This window comes from Polyangium mundeleinium (assembly GCF_028369105.1).
Taxonomy (GTDB): Bacteria; Myxococcota_A; Polyangia; order Polyangiales; family Polyangiaceae; genus Polyangium; species Polyangium mundeleinium.
Genome location: NZ_JAQNDO010000001.1, coordinates 12,192,356 through 12,212,416 on the forward strand (window position 1 = coordinate 12,192,356; position 20,061 = coordinate 12,212,416).

Annotated in this window: 16 protein-coding genes; 10 read left to right on the forward strand and 6 right to left on the reverse strand. The window is 70.1% G+C overall.

Annotated elements, in window-relative coordinates:
• Positions 1 to 270 precede the first annotated feature (270 nt).
• The 7 genes from POL67_RS48280 to POL67_RS48310 all read left to right on the forward strand — a co-directional run bounded on the left by POL67_RS48280 (position 271) and on the right by POL67_RS48310 (position 8,655).
• Positions 271 to 1,902, forward strand: a complete 1,632-nt coding sequence (locus tag POL67_RS48280) for a helix-turn-helix domain-containing protein (protein ID WP_271928808.1) — start codon at positions 271 to 273, stop codon at positions 1,900 to 1,902.
• Positions 1,895 to 3,352 carry an ArnT family glycosyltransferase gene (locus POL67_RS48285; protein ID WP_271928810.1) on the forward strand — a complete coding sequence of 486 codons (1,458 nt, stop codon included), beginning with the start codon at positions 1,895 to 1,897 and terminating at the stop codon, positions 3,350 to 3,352. Before POL67_RS48280 ends, POL67_RS48285 begins: the two co-directional genes overlap by 8 nt.
• A 12-nt stretch (positions 3,353 to 3,364) precedes the next feature.
• A complete protein-coding gene (locus POL67_RS48290; RefSeq protein ID WP_271928812.1) occupies positions 3,365 to 3,691 on the forward strand; it encodes a tellurite resistance TerB family protein in 327 nt (108 codons plus the stop codon).
• Positions 3,692 to 3,799: 108 nt separating this feature from the next.
• The gene (locus tag POL67_RS48295; protein WP_271928813.1) at positions 3,800 to 4,840 is read left to right on the forward strand and encodes a LysM peptidoglycan-binding domain-containing protein; all 1,041 of its coding nucleotides are present in this window, start codon (positions 3,800 to 3,802) and stop codon (positions 4,838 to 4,840) included.
• A gap of 2 nt (positions 4,841 to 4,842) precedes the next feature.
• Entirely contained in the window at positions 4,843 to 5,982 is a 1,140-nt protein-coding gene (locus tag POL67_RS48300) for a serine/threonine-protein kinase (RefSeq protein ID WP_271928814.1), read from the forward strand.
• 57 nt (positions 5,983 to 6,039) lie between these two features.
• Positions 6,040 to 7,434: an Ig-like domain-containing protein gene (locus tag POL67_RS48305; protein WP_271928816.1), complete on the forward strand. Its 1,395-nt coding sequence runs from the start codon at positions 6,040 to 6,042 to the stop codon at positions 7,432 to 7,434.
• Positions 7,435 to 7,638: 204 nt separating this feature from the next.
• Positions 7,639 to 8,655 carry a helix-turn-helix domain-containing protein gene (locus POL67_RS48310; protein ID WP_271928817.1) on the forward strand — a complete coding sequence of 339 codons (1,017 nt, stop codon included), beginning with the start codon at positions 7,639 to 7,641 and terminating at the stop codon, positions 8,653 to 8,655.
• Here the strand turns inward: POL67_RS48310 and POL67_RS48315 are convergent, their stop codons facing one another.
• Both POL67_RS48315 and POL67_RS48320 read right to left on the reverse strand, forming a co-directional pair.
• Positions 8,656 to 9,591, reverse strand: coding sequence for an ATP-grasp domain-containing protein (locus POL67_RS48315; protein WP_271928820.1), 936 nt, complete (start codon positions 9,589 to 9,591; stop codon positions 8,656 to 8,658).
• Between the two features lie 31 nt (positions 9,592 to 9,622).
• Positions 9,623 to 11,326: a class I adenylate-forming enzyme family protein gene (locus tag POL67_RS48320; RefSeq protein ID WP_271928823.1), complete on the reverse strand. Its 1,704-nt coding sequence runs from the start codon at positions 11,324 to 11,326 to the stop codon at positions 9,623 to 9,625.
• A 42-nt stretch (positions 11,327 to 11,368) separates the two neighbouring features.
• Here POL67_RS48320 and POL67_RS48325 point away from each other — a divergent pair, with 42 nt between their 5' ends.
• The 3 genes from POL67_RS48325 to POL67_RS48335 all read left to right on the forward strand — a co-directional run bounded on the left by POL67_RS48325 (position 11,369) and on the right by POL67_RS48335 (position 15,118).
• Positions 11,369 to 11,767, forward strand: a complete 399-nt coding sequence (locus tag POL67_RS48325) for a PilZ domain-containing protein (RefSeq protein WP_271928825.1) — start codon at positions 11,369 to 11,371, stop codon at positions 11,765 to 11,767.
• A 117-nt stretch (positions 11,768 to 11,884) separates the two neighbouring features.
• The gene (locus POL67_RS48330) at positions 11,885 to 14,143 is read left to right on the forward strand and encodes a tetratricopeptide repeat protein (RefSeq protein ID WP_271928828.1); all 2,259 of its coding nucleotides are present in this window, start codon (positions 11,885 to 11,887) and stop codon (positions 14,141 to 14,143) included.
• Positions 14,144 to 14,206: 63 nt separating this feature from the next.
• Positions 14,207 to 15,118, forward strand: coding sequence for a M23 family metallopeptidase (locus POL67_RS48335; protein WP_271928831.1), 912 nt, complete (start codon positions 14,207 to 14,209; stop codon positions 15,116 to 15,118).
• Between the two features lie 22 nt (positions 15,119 to 15,140).
• On the opposite strand, the gene POL67_RS48340 is transcribed toward POL67_RS48335, so the two are convergent.
• From POL67_RS48340 to POL67_RS48355, 4 genes are all read right to left on the reverse strand, one after another.
• Positions 15,141 to 15,959 (reverse strand): hypothetical protein, encoded by an 819-nt coding sequence (locus tag POL67_RS48340; protein WP_271928834.1) that lies wholly within the window; start codon positions 15,957 to 15,959, stop codon positions 15,141 to 15,143.
• A 32-nt stretch (positions 15,960 to 15,991) separates the two neighbouring features.
• Positions 15,992 to 16,939, reverse strand: coding sequence for a hypothetical protein (locus POL67_RS48345; RefSeq protein ID WP_271928837.1), 948 nt, complete (start codon positions 16,937 to 16,939; stop codon positions 15,992 to 15,994).
• A gap of 32 nt (positions 16,940 to 16,971) precedes the next feature.
• On the reverse strand, positions 16,972 to 18,414 hold the full coding sequence (locus POL67_RS48350) for a serine/threonine-protein kinase (protein WP_271928839.1): 1,443 nt from the start codon (positions 18,412 to 18,414) through the stop codon (positions 16,972 to 16,974).
• Positions 18,415 to 18,521: 107 nt separating this feature from the next.
• Positions 18,522 to 20,060: a substrate-binding domain-containing protein gene (locus tag POL67_RS48355; protein WP_271928841.1), complete on the reverse strand. Its 1,539-nt coding sequence runs from the start codon at positions 20,058 to 20,060 to the stop codon at positions 18,522 to 18,524.
• Position 20,061: the final 1 nt, after the last annotated feature.

The window sequence follows — 20,061 nt, forward strand, 5'->3', positions numbered from 1 at the left end:
CCATCCACATTGAAGAATGCTGCTCGATTATGCTGATGCATGCCGCCCGGTGATGCCCCGACGTACAACCGGCGTCAACAGTGCTTTCGAGGAACCTCAACCACACCCGTCGTCGACGTCTGATCACTCGTCCCAAACCCGCCAAAACCCCTCGCCGCGACGCCACAACCCCTCGCGGACGCGCGCACACGCCTTCGCCAAACGCGGACATGCGCCCCCTCACCCCGACCTCCCCCTTGACCAAGCAGATCCTGTGGTACACGTCCGGGCGTGCCCGTGCCCGGAGACGACGACAACGAGCGGCTGACACCCACGATCCCGCCGCCGCCCATGATCGAGTCGCCCTCGGGCGCACGCACGCGGCGGGTCATCGCCGTCGGCGGAGGCCGCGGCGGCGTCGGCAAGACGCTGCTCACCGTGAACCTCGGCGTCTACTTCGCCCAGCTCGGCCGCGAGGTCGTCGTCTGCGACACCGATCCGTTCGGTTCGAACCTGCACGGCGTGCTCGGCCTGGAGACGCCGCCGCTCGTGACGAGCGAGGCGCTCGAAGAAGGCAAGGCCAAGCCCGTGAGCACGATCGTGCCGGGTCTGCGCCTCTTGCCCACGGCCTACGATCCCATGACGGCGACGCCGATCCGACCGAACCGCGGATCGCACTGGGCGCGGCAGATCGAGAAGCTCGACGTCGACTACGTCCTTCTGAACCTCGGCGCCTCGACGACGGCCTCGACGCTGGATCTCTTCCTCCAGGCCGACGTCGGGATCTGCGTGACGGCGCCCGAGCCGCTCGCGATCGAGACGACCTACCGCTTCTGCCGCGCGCTCTACCTGCGCGTGCTCCGGCGCGCGCTCACGAAGGAGCGCTTCAAGCTGCGCCTGGTCGAGCGCGTGATCGCGGCGCTGCCGCCGCTCGCCCCGCCGCCCGCGATCGTCGCCGAGATCAAGCGCTACGACGACGGCGTCGCCAAGGTCGCGGCCGAGGAGATGCTCCGCGTCGCCGCGCACCTCGTCGTCGGGCAGACGCGCCTGCGCTCCGACCTCGACCTCGGCATGAGCATGTCCGTGATCGCCGAGCGTTTCCTCGGCATCTCGCTCGACAACCTCGGCCACATCGAGCACGACGACGCCGTGTGGCTCACGGTGCGGCGCAGGCAGCCGCTCCTCATCGACAGCCCCACCTCGAAGAGCGCGCGCAACATCGAGCGCGTCGCGCGCCGCATCCTCGCGCTGCTCGCCGCGCAGAGCACCCGCGGCGGCGCGCTCCCGCCCCGCGCGCCCGTCACCCAGCAGCGCGCCGCCGCCTTGCCCGCCACGTTGTACGAAGTGCTCGGCGTGCCGCGCACCGCGGCCGACGACGAGATCCGCCGTGCCGTGAAGCGTCAGCGGGAGATCTTCCGCGAGGGCAGCCTGCCGCTCTGCTCGGTCGTCGCGCCCGAGGTCTTGCGCCAGGTGCAGGCGCGGATCGAGGAGGCGCACGACACGCTGCTCGATCCCGTGCGCCGTCGCGCCTACGACCTCTCCACGTTCCCCGACGACACGCCGGCCACGGTGGTGCCGCAGCGCAGCAGCAACGCCGCGCAGATGGCGGAGCTCGCCATGCTCCAGGCCGAGCTCGCGCGCGAGATCAACGCCGAGACCCAGTTCTCGGGCGCGCTCCTGCGCAAGGTGCGCGAGTCGCAGGGGATCGAGATCACCGAGATCGCGCAGCGCACGAAGATCAACATCACGCACCTCCACGCGATCGAGAACGAGTCGTTCGGGGATCTGCCCGCGCTCGTGTACGTGCAGGGCTTCGTCCAGCAGATCGCGAAGTTCTTGAAGCTCGACCCCGCGCAGGTCGCGAAGACGTACACGCGAAGGCTGCGAGATCTCTCCCTTGGGCGCGCGAGGAGCAGTGGATAAGCCTTCGGACGAAGGACGGGATCGGCTCTTTTCAGCCGCCCTCTTCGTGCTGGCGCTCCTTCCGCGCCTCTACGTCGCGATCGCCTGGGCCCGCGAGCCCGTGTGGGACGGGCACTACTACGACTTCGGCGCACGCCGCATCGCCGAGGGCCTCGGCTACTCCGACGACGTCGTCATCGGCGGGCAGCGCGTCTGGCACCCGTGGTGCCATTACCCCGTCGGCTACAGCGGCTTCCTCGGGATCTTCTACCGCCTCTTCGGCGCGGGCCCCGCCACCGCGCCCGTGGTCAACGCCGTCACGGGCGCCCTCGTCGCGGTGCTCGTGCACAGGCTCGCGCGGTACGCGACGACGAAGAACCGCGCCCGCGCCGCGGGTCTGCTCTGCGCGCTCGATCCCGGCCTCATCGTCTACGCCGCGCTCGTGATGACCGAGCCGCTCGCCGCGCTCGGACTCATCGCAGCTGGGTGGCTCGTCGCGCGGGACGCCAAGGAAAAACCCCTGCGCGGCGCACTCCTCGCGGGCCTCACGCTTGGCCTCGCCACGCTGGTCCGGCCGCAGAGCTTGCTTTGCGCGCCGGCCCTAGGCTTCTTCACGCTCGGCGACGGCACGCTCCGCGCGAAGCTGAAGAAGGGCATGATCACGGCCGGCCTGGCGCTCGCGACCGCCGTGCTCGTCGTCCTGCCCTGGACCGCGCGCAACTGCCGCGTGATGGACGGGTGCGCCTTCGTCTCGACGAACGCCGGATGGAACCTGGCGATCGGCGCTTCCCCGCGCGCGACGGGGCGCTTCGAGACGCTGCGCGCGAGCGACGGTTGCAAGGTCGTCACGGGCCAGGTCCAGCAGGATCAATGCTGGCGCGACGAGGGCCTGCGCTGGATCGCAAACGACCCGATCCGCTGGCTCTCGCTCGTCCCGAAGAAGCTCGGCCACACCTTCGATCACGAGTCGTTCCCGATGGGCTACCTCGGCGAGGCGAACCCCGCGGCCTGGCCCGAGCCCCGCAAAGCCACGGGCCGCGCCGTGCTCACCGCCGTGCACGTCGCGCTGCTCGCGCTCGCCGCGCTCGGCCTCGTGGCCTCTCCGCTCGGTCGTTTGCCGCTGCGCGCGCGGCTCACGCAGATCGCCGCGCTGCTCGCGGTCGTGGGCGTCGTCCTCCACGGCATCTCCGCGGACGCGCATCCGTTCTGGCCGCTCGCCGTGCTGATCGTGCTCTTCGGCGCCTTGCCGCTCCCGGGCGCGCCGGCCCGCAACGCCACCGTCGGCTACCTCGTCTTCGCCGTCGCCACCGTGGCGCTCACGCACGCGATCTTCTTCGGCGAGGACCGTTATCACGTGGTGATCACGCCGGTCCTCTGCCTGCTCGCGGCCCTCGTGTTTCGACCCTCCCGAGCGCTCGCCGCGCCCTCCTCCGCGGCCGCAGACGGTCCCCACCGTCCTGACCAGGTCTGATAGAGTACCGCCATGCTGAAGAACCTGAGCCGCGAGGATCGTCTCCGGGTGATGGGGTTCGTGTGCTCGTTTGCCTGGGCGGATCTCGAGGTCAAGCCCAAGGAGCGCGCTCTCGTCCACAAGATGGTCAAGGAGCTGAAGCTCGATCCGGACGAGGCAAAGCAGGTCGAGAGCTGGCTGCAAGTGCCGCCGCGCGCCGAGGACGTCGACCCGGCCGCCATCCCGCGCGCGCACCGGCAGATGGTGCTCGATTTCGCGCAACGCATGGTCAAGGCCGACGGGAGCGTCGATCCGGAAGAGGAGGAGAGCCTGTCCCTCCTGGAGGCGCTCTTGGCTTGACGGTGGGGGGCTCCGGTCGGACGGCTCTGCGGTCGTTCCTCTGCCCCCCACACCCCCCGCGGGCGTAACCGGTCGCCATTCCTCGCGTCCGTCTGGTACGCTCGGGGCGTGCTTCGCCAAGGTCTCGGTCGCCGGCACGGCCCGCGGAGGATCCCCCTCGCGGGCGTGGCGACCGCGCTCGCCCTCCTCCTCGTCCCCGCCCGGCCCGCAGGCGCGTTCCCGCACGTCGTCCGCGCCGGCGAGACGCTCGCTCAGATCGCCGAGCGCGTGTACGGCCGCGTCGAGATGGAGCAAATCCTCGTCTCCGCGAACGCCCTCGACGCAGGCAGGGGCCTTTCGATCGTGCCCGGCATGCGCCTGGAGATCCCGTCCGTCGGGCACCACCGCGTCGCCGCCGGCGAGACCTGGACCTCGCTCGCCGACACGCTGCTCGGCCACCCCGATCGCAGCGACGTCCTCGCCCTCACGAACGAAGCCAAGCCCTGGATCCAGCCCACCGAAGGCCAGGAGATCCGCGTCCCCTACAACCTCCGGTACGTCGCCGGCCCAGGCGACTCCACGCTGACCGTCGCCTACCGCTTCCTCGGCCAGCGCGACAAGGCGTGGATGCTCGATCGGTACAACCGCCTCGGCGGTGAGGCGCTCCAGCGCGGCGACGTGGTGCTCGTGCCGCTCACCGAGCTCGAGCTCACGGCCGAAGGAAAGGCCCTCGCCGCGAGCGCAGGCGCGCTCGTCCGCTCGGAAGGCGCAGGCCGCGCGCGGGAAGCCCAGCGCCGCGTCGATACGGACCTGCCGCAGCTCGCCGCCGACGTACGCAACGGCCGCTACGTCGACGCCGTCGCGCGCGCGAGCCGCATGCTCGGCTCGGGGGACCTCTCGCGGACGCAGCTCGCGCAGATCCACCAGCGCCTCGTCGAGGCCTACGTCGCGCTCGACGCCCAGGGCCTCGCCGAGACCTCTTGCCTCGCCTGGCGCGAGGCCGATCCCGCGATTGTCCTCGACCCGATCGAGCTCTCCCCGAAGATCGTTCGTGCCTGTACGAACGCGAGCACCCTCGGCGCCGCCGCGCCGCCTCCCTCCGTGATCCCCTCTGCGTCCGCGTCCGCGGCGCCCACCGCGCCACGCCGCGCGCCTGCGGGAGGTCGGTAGGCGTGGAGCAAGGCGAGCCGCGCGCCCCGATCGCCTCCGGCGCCGAGCAGCTCGCGCCGGGCCGTGTCGTCGCCTCGCGGTACACGGTCGAGTCCGTCGTCGGCGAGGGCGCGAGCGGCATCGTCTACGTCGCCAAGGACAGCGAGACGGACGCGCGTGTCGCGCTGAAGGTCATCCACCGGACCCTCTGCTTCGACCCGCACTTCTCGCGCCGCTTCACGCGCGAGGCCTCGATCCTGAAGCAGCTCGAAGGCAACCACATCGTGCGCCTGCTCGACGTCACCGAGGACGACGGCCTGCCCGTGCTCGTGCTCGAATACGTCGAGGGCCTCTCGCTCGACGTGGCGCTCCGCAAGCATCGGCCCTCGATCGACGATGCCGTGGAGATCACGCTCCAGATCTGCGCCGCGCTCGGCGCCGCGCACGCGGGCGGCTTCGTGCACCGCGACCTCAAGCCCGCGAACGTGATCATCCAGGGCGAGCTCGGCACGGGCCGCGTGCCCATGGTCTGGGTCGTCGACTTCGGCCTTGGCAAGGCCTTGCACCGCGATCCCTCGGGCACCTCGCTCACCGAGCGCAACATGATCCTCGGCACGCCCGAGTACATGTCGCCCGAGCAGGTCCGCGGCGACGACGTCGATCACCGCTGCGACATCTACGCGGCTGGCGTGCTCCTCTTCGAGATGCTCACGGGCCGCGCGCCGTACACCGGCAAGACGCCCATCGCGGCCATGACCGCGCACCTCACCGAGCCCGTCCCCTCGCCGCGCGCGTCGAGCCCCGATCGGGACATCCCGCCCGCGCTCGAAGCCGTCGTCCATCGCGCCCTCGCGAAAAACCCCGACGAGCGGTACGAGACCGCGCGCGCCTTCGCCGAGGCCCTCTCCGGCGCGCGGGACGAGCATCACGTCATCGCGCCTGCGGCCGTCGACGACGCCGACGCGCTCGCCACGGGCGACACCGAGCTCGAGCTCCGCACGGCCGTCGCGAAGGCCGTCGCGCTCGCTCCCAAGCCTGCACCGCCCGTGAACGCCGCCGCGGAGCGCCCGGGACAGCCGGCGACACGGTGGCCGTGGATCCTTTTGGCGGTCGTGCTCGCGGCCGCGGCCATCGCCGTCGGCGCGATGGCGGGCGCGCGGTAGAAGCCACGCATCGCGGATGGCTTTCGCGGGGCATCGCGGCGATAATGCGCCGCGACCATGAAGACGCGCTTTCTTTGGAGAAAAGGTGTTCTCGCGGCCTCCGCCCTCGCCCTCGGGGTCGCGCTTCTTCCGAGCGCTGCGCGCGCCGAGGTCGTCGCCGTGGATTGCGACGTCGATCCCGACTGGTGCAAGACCGCTCCGATCGCCTTCTCGCGCAGCGACTCGCTGCCGATCGAATGGAGCTTCGACACCGGTTGGGTCCCGGCAAACTCGCCCTTGCAGGTCCACCTATGGGCGGGCGTCTATGCGACCACGCGTGTCTCGCTCAAAGGCGCGCTCGAAACGAACTGGCCCGAAGCGCTCCTGCTCCGCGCGCCCGGCACGCCCGAGGGCGGCTTGCTCTCGTATCACTACGGCGTCGAGCTCGGCGCGCAGGCGCAGCTCCACGTGAAGATCGCCGGCATCCCGTACGATTGGGTCGGCGACATCCCGTACATCCCGCAGATCGACTTCCAGGTCGAAGGCGAACAGGTCTTCGATGCATGGGGCTGGAAACCTGGCGCCACGCTCTCCAGCAAGACCACGCCGCAGACGATCATCGAGGTCCCCCTCAGCGACATCATCAGCATTCCCAGCGTCCTCGTGGACGGCGGCCTCAAGGTCGACGTGCAGATGGAGCTCGCCGCGACGTACACGACCGAGCGGATCGTCGTGGAGACCGCCGAGGGCAAATTCGTCGTGGGCGGCGACATCACCGAGGAGGGCGGCGAGACGAAGGCCGAGTACTTGAACGGCCCCTCGATCGATCTCGACGTGCATCCCGAGGGGTACGTCGATTACGACGGCATCATCCACCTCATCCCGGGCATGTGGGTCGAGATCCTCGGCCAGAACTTCTCGTTCGACCTCATCGACATCCCGATCTCGTTCCCGATCACGGAGACGAAGTGGTCGTTCCCCAAGCAGCGCGTGCACGTCCCGCTGCCCGACCTCGTGCTGCCGAAGGACGTGATCGATTTCGGCGAGGTCGAGGTCGGGCAGAAGAGCCTCGAAAGCTTCGGCTTGTGGAATGCGGGCGAGGCGCGCGCGAAGGTCACGATCGTGTCGAGCAGCCCGGAGCTCTTCCCCGCGTGGGATCCGAGCCTCGAGATCGAACCCGGCGTCACGGCGGACACGGCCGTGCGCTTCATGCCCAAGAAAAACGGCCCCTTCGAGGCGACGTTGTTCATCGCTTCGAACGATCCGAACGACCCGGTCCAGGAGATCGTCCTCAAGGGCGTGGGCTTCGGCGGCCCCGTGGCTCCGTCGCAGGACATCTCGCAGGAGAGCGGCTGCGCCTGTCGCGCTGCGGGCACCGACGCGCCTGCGCCCACCTCCGGTGGCCTCGCCCTCAGCGCCCTCGCCGGCGTCGCGGCCCTCGTACGTCGATTCCGTAAGGGGGGTCCACGCTGACCCCCATGGGTCACGCACGACCCTCCTGACGGAACGTCACGGGATCGACACCCACGTCATTTCGATAGCTTACAAAATCAAGCCTGGGTCTTCCTTGACCCCCCGGTTTGATGTAAATCTGCGAAACTCTGCCAATTCCTTGGCTGGCATATCCCTTGCTGAAGTCCATTGCGGACCTGACTTCAGCATCGGGGAGTTCCTGACATGTCGACGGCCACGCAGGATCAGCTCAGCCACGAAACCCAGCCCTCTTCGCAGACCCGCGCCGTGCGCCCGGCGTTGGCCTTCATGGGATCCCGCGTTGTCGGGCAGAGCGCCACGATCGAGGAGGTCGTCCGCGTGATCGGACGCCTCTCGATGTCCCGCGTGCCCGTGCACTTCGTCGGGGAGCCCGGCGCCGGCAAGCGCTTCTTCGCGCGGGTCCTGCACGAAACGACGGCCCAGGGTCCGCTCGTCGTGCTCTCCGACGAGAGCGCGCCCATCGACACCGCCGCGCTCCACGCCGCCGCCGAGAGCGCCCGCGGCGGGACGCTCGTCGTCGTCGCGATCGATCGTCTCCCCGCCGAGCTCTCCGCCGAGCTCGTCGCCCTCGCGAACCGCGGCGACACGCGCCTCGTCGTGACCTCCGAGCGGCCGCTCGATCCGAGCAGCGGCTGTAACGCTGCGCTCTGCGCGCTCTTCGCCGAGACCACGGTGAAACTCCCGACCCTGCAAGAGCGCGCGAACGACCTGCCCCAGCTCGTCCAGCATTTCTTCGAGCTCCACGCCGCGCGCGCGCACCGCAACGATCTGCGCGGCATCTCCCCCGAAGCGAGCTCGCTGCTCGAAGGTCACACGTTCGCGGAGCACGCGCGTGGCCTCGAACGCGCGATCGAACAGGCGGTCGGCTTCGCCGAGGGCCCGTACGTGACCGTCTCGGATCTGCCCGAGGAAATCCGCGCGCCGAAGGCGCCCGCCTCGCCGCTCCTTCTCGGCGCCTTGCCCGTGCAGGGGCTCGATCTGCGCGCTGCGGTCGAGGAGTTCGAGACGCGCATGATCCTCCAGGCGCTCGAGCGCACGGGCTGGAACAAGAACCGCGCCTCGCGCCTGCTCGGCCTGAACCGCACGACGCTCGTCGAGATGATCAAGCGCAAGCGCCTCGCGCCGCCGCCCGGCGCCCGCAAGCCGGTGTCCGCGAAGGCCGACGCGCACGAGGCGCTCGCCCTCGCCGACGCCGAGTGATCAGCGCATCACGTCTTTGAAGCTCATCGCCGGCTTCGGCGGCCCCTCGTGGGCCAGCCGGATCACGAGGTCGGCCATCTTCTCCACCACCCACGGAAAGTGCTCGGGCCCGAGCGACGAGATGTCGAAGTCGGGCGCCGAGTTCATGAAGTCGATCGCGTACGGCACGCCGTCGCGGATCGCGAGCTCGACCGTGTTCATGTCGTAGCCGAGCGCGCGACAGAGCGAACGAGCGTCCTCCACGCATCGCGCGAGCAGCGCGGGTTCGAGCGGAGGCATCGTCTCGCTCGCCCGCACGTACCTGTCGAAGTGCCCGAGCCGCGGATCCCACAACGCGGGCAGCACGTGCTCCTTGCCGACCACGATGCACCGCACGTACTGCGACCACGGGATCGCCTCCTGCGCGATCATCGTCAGCATCCCTGTCCGATCGTACGCGCGCCACAGCTCTTCGAGCGAGCTCACGCGATAGACGTCACGGAACCCTCCGCCCCAGTGCGGCTTGATGAACATCGGGAAGCCGAGCTCGCGCGCCGCGCCTTCCCAGTCGAGCGGGAAGCGCAAGTTGCAGAGCGTCTCGTTCGACACCCCCTCGCCGTACGACTTCGACGGCAGCACCACGGTCCTCGGCACGCGCACGCCGAGCCGCGCCGCGAGCGCCGTCCCGAAGAGTTTGTCGTCCGCGATCCGCCAGAACGGATTGTTCACCACGCGCGTGCCATTCAGCACCGCGAGCTTCAGCACCGGCTGGTAACAGGTCACCTCGTGCGAGATGCGATCGACGAGCACGTCGTACGGCGGCGGCCGATCGATCGAGGTGATGTCGAGCTCGGCGTAACTCGCCACGACGCCGGCGTCGCGCCGCGCGACCTCGGCGATCAGGGCATCGGGAAAGGAGCGCTCACGTCCGACGAGCAAGCCAACGCGGAGGACCATGAAGCCCTCCTACACCAAACCTCCGCGCTCGTCACAGGGCCATGGCGCGCAGTTCGCGCTTCAGCACCTTGCCTGTCGGGTTGCGCGGCAAGGACGGAACGAACACGAACTCGCGCGGCACCTTCGCGCCCGACAGCCGAGCGCGCGCGAACGCTTCGAGTTCCTTCGACTCGGCGCGCGCGCCCGCCTTCAGCACCACGAACGCGCGCACCCGCTCGCCCCAGGCTTCGTCCGGGACGCCCACGATCGCGACCTCCGCGACCGCTGGATGATCGTGCAGCACGTGCTCCACCTCGGCTGGATACACGTTCACGCCGCCCGAGATGATCATGTCGCGCTTGCGACCTTCGAGGAAGAAGTAGCCGCGCTCGTCCCTCCGCGCGAGATCACCGACCGAGAAGAACCCGTCGCGCATCGCGTCGCGCGTGCCCGCGTCGTCGGCGTGGTAGCCCGAGAAGAGCTGCCCGCTCCGCGCGTAGAGCTCGCCCACCTCTCCCGGCCCGCAGACGCGCCCCGCCTCGTCGTAGAGCCGCACCTCCGCGCCTGGGATCGTCCGGCCGATCGTCCCCGGCGCCGCGCGCAGATCCGCGGGCTTGGCGAGCGTCACCACGCCCGTCTCCGTCGCCCCGTAGAAGTTGAACAGTTTGTCCCCGAAGAGCCGGAGCACCTCGTTCGCGAGCGGGATCGAGATCGCCGCGCCGCCCGTGAAGATCGCCTTCAGCGACGACGTGTCGTAGCGCCGGATCTTCTCCTCCCCGAGCTCCACGATCCGGTGCAGCATCGTCGGCACCACGGCGGTCGTCGTCACGCGGTAGCGCTCGATCGCTTCGAGGAACGACTCGGGCCGGAAGTCGCGCAGCACGATCACCGTGCTCCCCACGAGGTACGACATCGTGATGAACCCGAACGCCGTCGCGTGATAGAGCGGGCACACCGCGAGGTGCACCTCGCCCATCTGCATCGGCGTCTCCCCGATGAACGCGAACGCCGCGCTCGTCGCTCCCTTCGCGAACTGCCGCACCGCGCCCTTGGGTTTGCCCGTCGTGCCCGACGTGTACATCACCACCGCGGGCTCGTCGCCGGGCTTGGGCGGCGGCCCCTTCGCCGACGCGACCAGCGCTTCGAGCGTCGGAAACGACGCGACCTCGCCGCCCACCGAAAAACATCGCTCTCCGCCGATCTGCGCGAGCTTCGGCGCCGCCTCGCGCACCGTCTCGGCCACGTCCACGTCGAAGAAAAGCGCGCGCGCGCCCGAGTGCGTCGCCACATACTCCAGCTCGCTCGGCGTCGACCGAAACGAACAGCTCACTGCGCCGCACCCGAGCTTGCCCGCGGCGATCTGCAGCAGCACGAACTCCGGCCGGTTCTTGATCATCAGCGCGATCCGATCGTCCGGCCGAACGCCTCGCTCCGCGAGCCCCGCGGCGATGCGCTCGATGCGCTCGTTCATCTCCTGAAACGAGTACGCGCGCTCCTCCACGAGCCTGCCGCTCGGCGACGCCGAGAGCCCCACGAGGCCCACGGTGTGGGGATCGTTGTGCGCCATGAAGTGAAAAAGCAGCGGCGGCGCGGCCTTGCGCGTCCGCAAAAGCTCGCGCGCGGTGGCTTCGAGCCCGGCCCAGCGAACGTGGCTCGGCATCTTGGTCTGGATCGCGACGCGGCCTACCGTCCGCGCCCCGAACACGACATCCTTGGCGACCCGCTCGAGCGAGGAGAGCCTCTCCTTCCAGTGCATGCTCGGATTGTAGTCTCGCGACGTTGGGGATAGGTTACTCCCGTGAGCGAGCGGCGAACCACCGGAGGCCGCGCGGCCATCGAGCTGAACGTCGAGTACAAGCGGCTCAACACGTTCTTCGCCGACTACACGCGCAACATTTCGAAGGGCGGCACCTTCATCCGCACGGACCGGCCCCTCGACGTGAACACCGAGTTCGTCTTCGCGCTCAGCATCAAGAACCTGGCCGAGCCGCTCCGCCTCCGCGGGCGGGTCAAGTGGATCGTGCGTCCCGTCGACGCCACACCCGACTCCCCCGCCGGCATGGGCATCGAGTTCCAGTACAACGACGACAAAGAGCGACGCGAAACCGAGGCGATCGTCGAGAAGCTCATGGCGAACGAGCTTGGCGACGAGCTCGCCGGCAAGCTCCTCGGACACAAGCCGAGCACGAAGGCGTAAGCGCGAAGCGATCCGGTTCGTCTATCCTGGTTTCGGCCGGTTTCGAGCCTGCTTCCGACGTCCGGGGGGCCTCGTGCCCTCGTGCAGGTTCGCGCCCGCCGTGTACACTCCGCGAAGATGCCTCCGAGATCTACGCCCCGCGCGCGCGCGTTCGCCCGAGCCATCCTCGCCTCGCTCCTCGCCGCCAGCGCCGTCGGCTGCGGGACGTCGAACCGGCCCACGAAGACCCCTGTGCAGGTCGTCGAGGGCCCTGTCCGCCCCGTCGACGTCCAGGACGCGGACTTCTCCGCCAGCCTCGCGCGTGTCCTTTCGGACGGCGCGCGCACCCCGCAGCGGCTCGGCCTCGTCGCGGGCGTCGTGCGCCGCCAGCTCGCGCATGCCGAACGTCGCTTCGCGCTCGGGCATGCCGAGCGAGGGACCGCGAGCGTCCTCGGCGCGCTCTACCTCGTCCGCGTCGGCGAAGGGCAAGGCGCGATGGTCGACGCGACCGGCGCGCGCGCGCTCGACGGCGCGATCCGCCACCTCTCGGGCCTCGGCGACGAGGGCCGCGTGCACGCGCTCATGCGCATGCGCGCCGCCGCGCTCGGCACGAACGCCCCGGGACGCACCGAGCTCGACGAGCACCTCGCGAACCTCGAACGCTGGATGGGCGACACCCACGCGGGCAGCCCCGGCGTGAAGCTCGGCGCCGAGGCGCGGTACCTCGCTGCGCGCGCCATGGTCGATCCGTCCGGCGATACGCTCGACGCTGCGGCGAACGCGATCGAGGCGTGGGTCGGGCGTGGCATCGAGATCAACCGCATCTTCCGGCAGACGGGCAAGCGGCCCGAGCGCGCCGAGGCCATGGAGGCCGCGCGCGCCATCGAAACCGGCGCGATGATGCTCGCGTCGATCTTCGCTCGGCACGGCGACGCGCAGAGCGCCCTGGCGCGCATCGAGAGCTCCGAGGTCCGCCTCATCGCCGCGCCTGGCCTCCGCCAAGGCCTCCTGATGGCCTCCGAGGACGGCGACGCGCGGGCGTGGGAGCTGCTCGCCTCGGCGTTCGTCAATGAACGCACGCCGATGAGCGACGAGGAAGAGGAGGACCGCGAGGAGCGGCTCGATCCGCGCCTCGTCGAGGCGGGCCTTTGGGGCAGCGTGCTCGAAGCGTACCGCAAGGACCCGAAGGACTTTTCCGCGGCCCGGATCCTCGCCGGAGAGCTCGTCCTGCTCGGCATGTCCGAGGGCGCGCCGGCCGTGCTTGCGAGCGCGCTTGGCCCGCAGCCGAACGCGAGGCTCATCGCGGCCGCGAACCACATCGTCTTCGATGGCATGGCCGTCGACGCCGACATCGGCGACATCGACGCCGTGCGCCGCACCTTCCGCGCCGCCGCGCCCCTGCTCGCGGCGGCCGATCGCCCCGAGATCGCGGCCGCGGGCCTCGAACCCACGCCGGCGCGCCTGCGCTTGCTCATGGCCTCCGTCGAAGTGCACGCTGGCGACCTCGCCGCGGCGCGCCCGCTCTTCGTGGCCGCTGCCAAGGGGGACCCCTCGGTCGCCGCGTGGCTGCGCGTCGCGCGCGCGGATCGTCAGGCCAAGGACTCTGCGGCGGCGCTCGACAACCTGCGCCGCTCGTTCTCCGCGCCCGACGCACGCGCCTCCCTCGCCGACCTCGCCGAGGCGCACCTGCTCGCGTTCGAGATTCATCGCGACCTCGGGGCCACCGATGCGGCGAAGGCCGAGCTCGCGGACGCGCTCTCCGCCGCGCTCGCCTCCCAGAAGCAGCGCGGCGAAGCGGGCACGCGCGCCCGGGCCGAGACCTTGCTCGGCCGCGTCCTCGAAGCGTACGGCGACGCCAAGACTGCACGACGCGCGCACGATCGGGCCCTCGCGGTTGCGGCCACCGATCGTCCTGCGCTCGGCGCCACGGTCCTCCAGGTCGTCTCGCGCGCGCTCGTCCGGCGCGACCTCGACGCGGCGCGCGCGGCCGTTCGCCAGGGCCTCGAAGCCGACGTCGATCAGGAAGAACGCATCTATGGCGGCCTCTGGCTCTTCCTCCTCGAACGGGAACTTCGCGCGACGCCGGACGATACGACGGCGCGTGCGCTCTCGACAAATGGCGACCGTGACGCGTGGGTCGTCAAGCTCGCGCAGTGGGCGCTCGGACGTATGACGGACGAAGGCCTCCTCGCGGCTGCGCAGAATGCGTCACAGCGAGTCGAGGCGGAGTTTTACACGGCCATGGCACGACGCGCCTCGGGCGACCCGGCCACACAAGAGCGCCTGCGTAAAGTCGCGGACAGCCCGATCTTCGATCTCGTCGAGGTCCAGCTCGCGCGGGACCTGCTTGCGCCGAATTTTCGCGCAGAGCTGCCACAAGGCACCACGTTGCCCTGAACGGCACGCAATCGCCGGCGCATTTCCCTCCCGCGGCCGGCCACGAATGATATCATACCATTCATGAAATTCTTATGGCTACGGGGTGCTTCCGTCCTCGTTTCTGCGGGTGCGCTCTTCCTCGCCGGCTGCGGCGCGGATGGCCCAGTCGTATGGCCTATCAGCGGCGCGACCGACGGTGATTTTCCGCTCTCATCCACCTTTGGTCCCCGTGTCCGTACGGAAGACGACATCTATGACTTTCATCGCGGCATCGACATCGCCGTCCCCGAGGGCACGGACGTCTCCGCGATCGCCGCGGGCAGGGTCAGCGAGATTCAGACAAACACGAGTGCCGGCGGCATGCTCGTCAAGGTCGACCACGGCGGCTATTACAGCACGTACGTGCATTGCTCCGAGGTGGACGTCGACGTCGGCGACAGCGTCGACGCCGGCGAGGTCATCGCCCTGAGCGGCAAAGCCTCGAATGGCTTCGCGCACCTGCACTTCGAGATTCGCAAGCCCGGCGACAACAAAAAGGACTGCGTCCACCCGCTCGAAGTCCTGCCCTACACGGACAAAGGCGCACCCACGCTGGAGATTGGCAAGGTGGACATGACGAACCCTCTCCAGCCCAAGGTCACGATCACGGCGCGTGTGGGCGCGGGCGAGCTCGACCTCCGCCGCGTCTCCGTCGCCACCTTCGAGGCCGACACCGGCGCCATCCTCGAAGGCCTCGTGCCCCTCTCCGAGCGGGCCTACGACATCGACGACTGGAATCGCACCTATTCATCGAGCGAATCCGACGTCGTCATCGACGACCCGAACAACGAGGGCATCCTCGTACGGCCGAAGAAATACAACAACACGATGCCCGCGTACGAAGTCGATTTCACGTTCACGGGGCTCGTCGGCGCCGTCACGAGCGGCCTGCTACGCATCCGGGCCGTGGCCACGGACGTCACGGGCAACGTGATCAGCGTCGAATCGCATTGACGCGCTGAACCGCCGGCCCGCGTCAGGGCAGGATGTTCAGATTGTCGAAACGCGCCCGGCCCGGGTTCGGCGCCGGCTCGTCGATCCCTCCGGTCAGGGCCACGTACATCTCTCCGGCGGGCAGCGGGTTCGGCTCGCTCGCCTGCACCTTCCATTGCTGCCCGTCGGGCGACGTCTCCCAGAACGTAGTCCCGTCCTGCTCGCGAATACGCCAGAACGCGTGCTCGGTGGGATTGTATTCGGTGAACGCCACATCGGTGTAGTTGTCGGCGAGGATCTTGTGGCAGTACAGCGTCCCCTGGTAGAAAGCGATCTCGACCGCGTTATCGCTCCCCGTGCCGACCTGGAACGCCGCATAAGCTTTGGCGGTCGGGTTCGGGACCTCCAGCACCTGGACGAACACGCCACAGTTTGAGATGTCGTACGGCTGGGTCGAGTAATGCACCGCGTATCCGGGGGCTCCGGACTCCATCGTCACGATCAGGTTGCCCTCGGACTCGGCGATCGACGCGCCGGCTTCCACGTAGTTCGACCATTTCTCCGGATCGGTCATCCCGTCGTCGAAATTGTCCTTCAAGGCGATCGTGCACTGCGGAGCCCCGCCCGCGCCGCCCGCGCCGCCCACACCACCTGCGCCGCCCATTGCGGAGCTGCTGCTCGACGCGCCGCCCTCGCCTCCCATTCCGCCGACGCCGCCCGACCCGGAACTGCTGTTGACGCTCGACACGCCCATCTCCGCGCCCGCGCCTCCGCCGCCGAGCCGCGGATCGTACGCGTCCCAGTCCCGGTTGCAGCCGACGAGGTGAGCGAAGAGCGGCAACCAGGCGAGCCTCGAAATCATGTTGTTGCACATCATGCCAAACCTCGCCCGGATCAGAACGCTCCACCCACTTCGACGAACGCGCCCGCGGGCCCGACCACGACCCGCGCGTCCGTCCGCTTCGCCGCCTTCGGCCCGCCGAGCGCGATCATCAACGCGCCCGCCGCCACGCCTGCCGCCCCGCCCACGAGCGAGCCGAGCGCGATCGCGTCGAGCCGTTTTCCCTCGTCGATCACGTCCGCATACCGCGGATCCGTGCACCGTTTGCCCCCGCAATCGGCGAGAAGCCCGTCGTATTTGCTCTGCGCCATCGCAGTCGTCACGCCAAACACCCCGAGCCCCACCACGCCGAGCCCCGCGACCACGTACCCGGCGATCCGCACGCCGCCGCCCGCCGTCGATTCTGCGAGCGCGGGCTTGATGGGCTCGTTTTTCGGCCCCTCGGCGCCCGGGGCCACGAAGATCGTCTTCGTCTGCCCGCCGACCACGGTCTCCTCGCGCTGCATCCGCGCGCCTTGGGCCGGCTCGACCTCCACCACCACCTTGCCCGGCAGCACGACGATGGCCACGCCGAGCCGCTCGGCCGGCAGCGCCGTGCCATTGAGGGTCACGCGGGCGCCCTCGGGCTGCGCGAGGGCCACGATCACCTTCGCCACCTTGGGCTCGAGCGCGGCGAGGTCGGCCGCGGCGCTGTCGCGGGCCCGCTCGTATTTCGGTTGCTCCTGGGCCAGGACCGCCGCCTCGACCCGCGTCGCCGCGAGCTCTTCATACGCCTCGACGAGCTTGCCCAGCGCGAGCAGCGACCGGGCGATCATCATCCGTGCATTCGGACTCTTCGTGATCGCGTAGGCCTCGCGAAACCGGGCGATCGCCTCCTCGTGCTGGCCCTTGTCATACAGTTCCTGCCCCGCGTCGAACGCCTTCTGCGCCGCGGCCGTGGATGCAGGGGTCGGCGCGGCGAGCGCGGGCGCGCCCGAAAGGGCGATTTGGACCGCCACCACGAATGCAGCGAGGGAACGTCGGATGAAACGCGTCATAACTCCCGGGGACGATAGCCCCCCTTCGACGGAGGGTTTGCCGTCCGAAGGGTCGAAGCCGTCGAAAGAGGCGTCGCAGGCTTCGCCACCGCGGATGGCGCCGCCTGCGTGGGCGTGGGAATTGGCGCCGCCGCTGCAGACGCCCCCGTCGACGCGACGGGCGGCGGCTCGGTGGCCGTCGTCACGGCCGGCGCCTGCGTCTCGATCGGCGCGCCCTGCGTGACGCGCCCCTCGCTCGGCCCATTCGCTTCCGGAGACGGCTGCCCATACCGCACCCCGACGAACACCCCGACGGCCGCCGCCGCCACGGCCACCAGAACAAACATCCCCCGGAACGACCTCTTCTTCGGCGGCTCGACCTCCGCGTCCCGCGTGCTCGTGAGCGCCGTGCGCGCCGGGGTCGCCGCCGGCGCGGGCAGGGCTGCCTCTTGGCTCCCCGTTCCTCCCGTCCCCGTCACGCTCGAAATACCGGACACCGTCGATCGCCGGCCCTCCGGGGCAAGCGCCGACGGCGGACGGTGCACGTTGATCGTCCGGACATACGCCGCCACCACGCGAGCGTTTGCCACCACGACCCCGTCGGCGCGCGCCGCTGCCTCCAGCGCATCGGCGAAATCGGCGGCGCTCGCGTGACGCTCGTCGGGGTTTTTCTCCAGGGCCTTCATGCAAACCTGCGCGATGGCCTCGGGCACCTCCGGGATCACCTCGCGCGGCGACACGGCCGCGTTCTCGGTGATCTGGTACATCATCGCCACCTCGCTCTCGGCCTTCACCAGCCGGCGACGGGCGAGCATCTCCCATAACACCGCCCCGGCCGCGTACACGTCCGTGCGCCTGTCGAGAGGCTTCGAACGAATCTGCTCCGGGGCCATGTACGGCACTTTCCCCTTCACCGTCCCGGTGCGCGTGCTCGAAAGCCGTGAATCGGCGCGGGCGACCCCGAAATCCGTGAGCTTCGTGATGCCGTCCGTGCTCACGAGGATGTTTTGCGGGGACACGTCGCGATGCACGATCCGGAGCGGTACGCCCTGTTCGTCCGCGAGCTCGTGCGCGGCTTCGAGGCCCGCGAGCGCGTCGAGGAAGATCCGGAGCGCGACGTCGACCGGGACCCGATCGCTCTGACGAGCGGCGCGCCGCAGGATCTGCTGAAGGCTCGGCCCCTCGACGTATTCCATCACGAGCGAGAGCGCGCCCTCCTCGGCCTCGGTCACGTCGAGGGTCGCGACCACGTTCGGGTGCCGGATCCGCGCGGCGAGCCGGGCTTCGTCGAGGAACATCGCGACGAACTCCGGCTCCTTGGCGAGGTGCGGGTGCATCTCCTTCACGGCGACGAGCCGTTCGAACCCGCCGAGGCCGTGGGCCCGCGCGAGGTAGACCGTGGCCATGCCACCCGAGGCGATCTCGGCGAGCTTGTCGTAACGGCCGCTCTCGGATGCCATCCGGGACAGGGTACACGAGGTGCCCCGACCTCTGGAAGTCCTCTAGATCACGCGCCCGTCACGAGCGGCGAATCGTTCTTCCCGACGACCGAAATCACGGCGCCCCCTTATGGCAATGCCATCACCTCCACCACCGCCGCCCCCTTCGCGCCTGCCTTCTTCGGCGCCACGAGCTTTCCGCTCTCCAGATCGAAGCGCCCCTCCGCCGCCTCGATCACCTTCTTCGTCTTCGCCCCGTCCACGCCCCCCGCGCTCGTCACCGACACGCGCACCACGCTCCGCTCGAACACCGCCGCGAGCAGCCCGATCGTGTCGATCAACGCCTCCTCGTCGAGCTTCTCCTGACGGAACACCACGAGCGGCTTCTCGCCCTCCGAGGGCTTCCCCTTGCCTGCCTCGCTCTTCATGTCCCCGCCGGGGAGCGCGCCCGAGCGCGCGAGCGCCGCGATCACGTTCGTCGCGATCGGCGGCGTCTCCGGCGGCGGCGTCGCGAGCACCGAGGCCCCGCGATAGAGCTGCCACGTCCGCTGGAACAACGTCGTCAGCGTCAGCGCCCCGCGCCCCGACAACCCCGCCATCCTCGCGTTGTCCCCGATCGACGCCGGGGCCACGTCCCCGAGCCGCCGCAAGAGCGCGAGCGGCTCCGGCGCGCCCTTCGCCGCCGCCACGATCCGCGCCCCGCCCGGCGGATCCGTGGCGAGCTTCTTCTGCCCCTCCAGAAACCCCTTCGCGAGCGCCACGAGCGCGCGCTCCTTGTCCGCCACGAGCCCGCGCGGCGCCACGGCCACGAGCGGAACGAGCCGCGGCGCGTCCGCCGTCGTCAGCACGATCTTGCGCCCCGCCGCGCCGTCCGCGCCCATCTCCGTCCGATCGAACGCGACGAACCCGGCCTCTTTTTCGTCACGGCTCCCGGGCGCCACGACCTTCACGTTCGCGGCCGGCACGCCCGCGACGTCGAGCAAGAAGAGCCCGACGAACGTCGCCGGCGCGCCCGGCGTGCCCACGAGCGTCACGTCGCCCTTCACGGGCGCCGTCGGCAGCCCGTCCTTCGCCGCGAACGCCTCCCGCCCGCGGGAAAACCCCACCACGAAAAACACCTCGGGCGACAGGGCCCGCAGCCGCTCGTAGGCCGCGAGGAACGTCGGCAGCGGCACCACGGCCACATCCGCCCCGTTCTCGTCGCTGCCGCCGCGCGCGAGCGCCTCCTCGACCGCGCTCATCGCGTCCGACACCGAGAGCCGCACGTCGAGCCCCGACGCCGTGAACACGCTCTTCGGCCCCGGCGTTTGCCCCTCGTTTGCGAGCAGCCCCGGCGCCGCCAGCTCCCAGCCGAGCGACACCACCTTCAGCGGCCGATCGAGCAACGGCTGCGGCTTCGTTTCCACCGGCGGCGCGCCCGCGCTCGTGCTCCCGTTCGCCACGGGCGCAGCGCCCGCGCTCCCGCTCCCGCTCGGCACCGGCCCGGCGCTCGCGGCGGCGCTCGTCCCTGCGCCCGCGCTTGCGCTCTCGCTCGGGGCGGGCAGCGCCGCGACGGCCTCGTCTCTTGGCGCCGGCGCCGTGTGGGGCGCGCGGCTCCGCGTCACGAAGATCGCGCCGAACCCTCCGAGGAGACAGATGAGCAAAACGAAGACGATTTTCTGGCGCAAG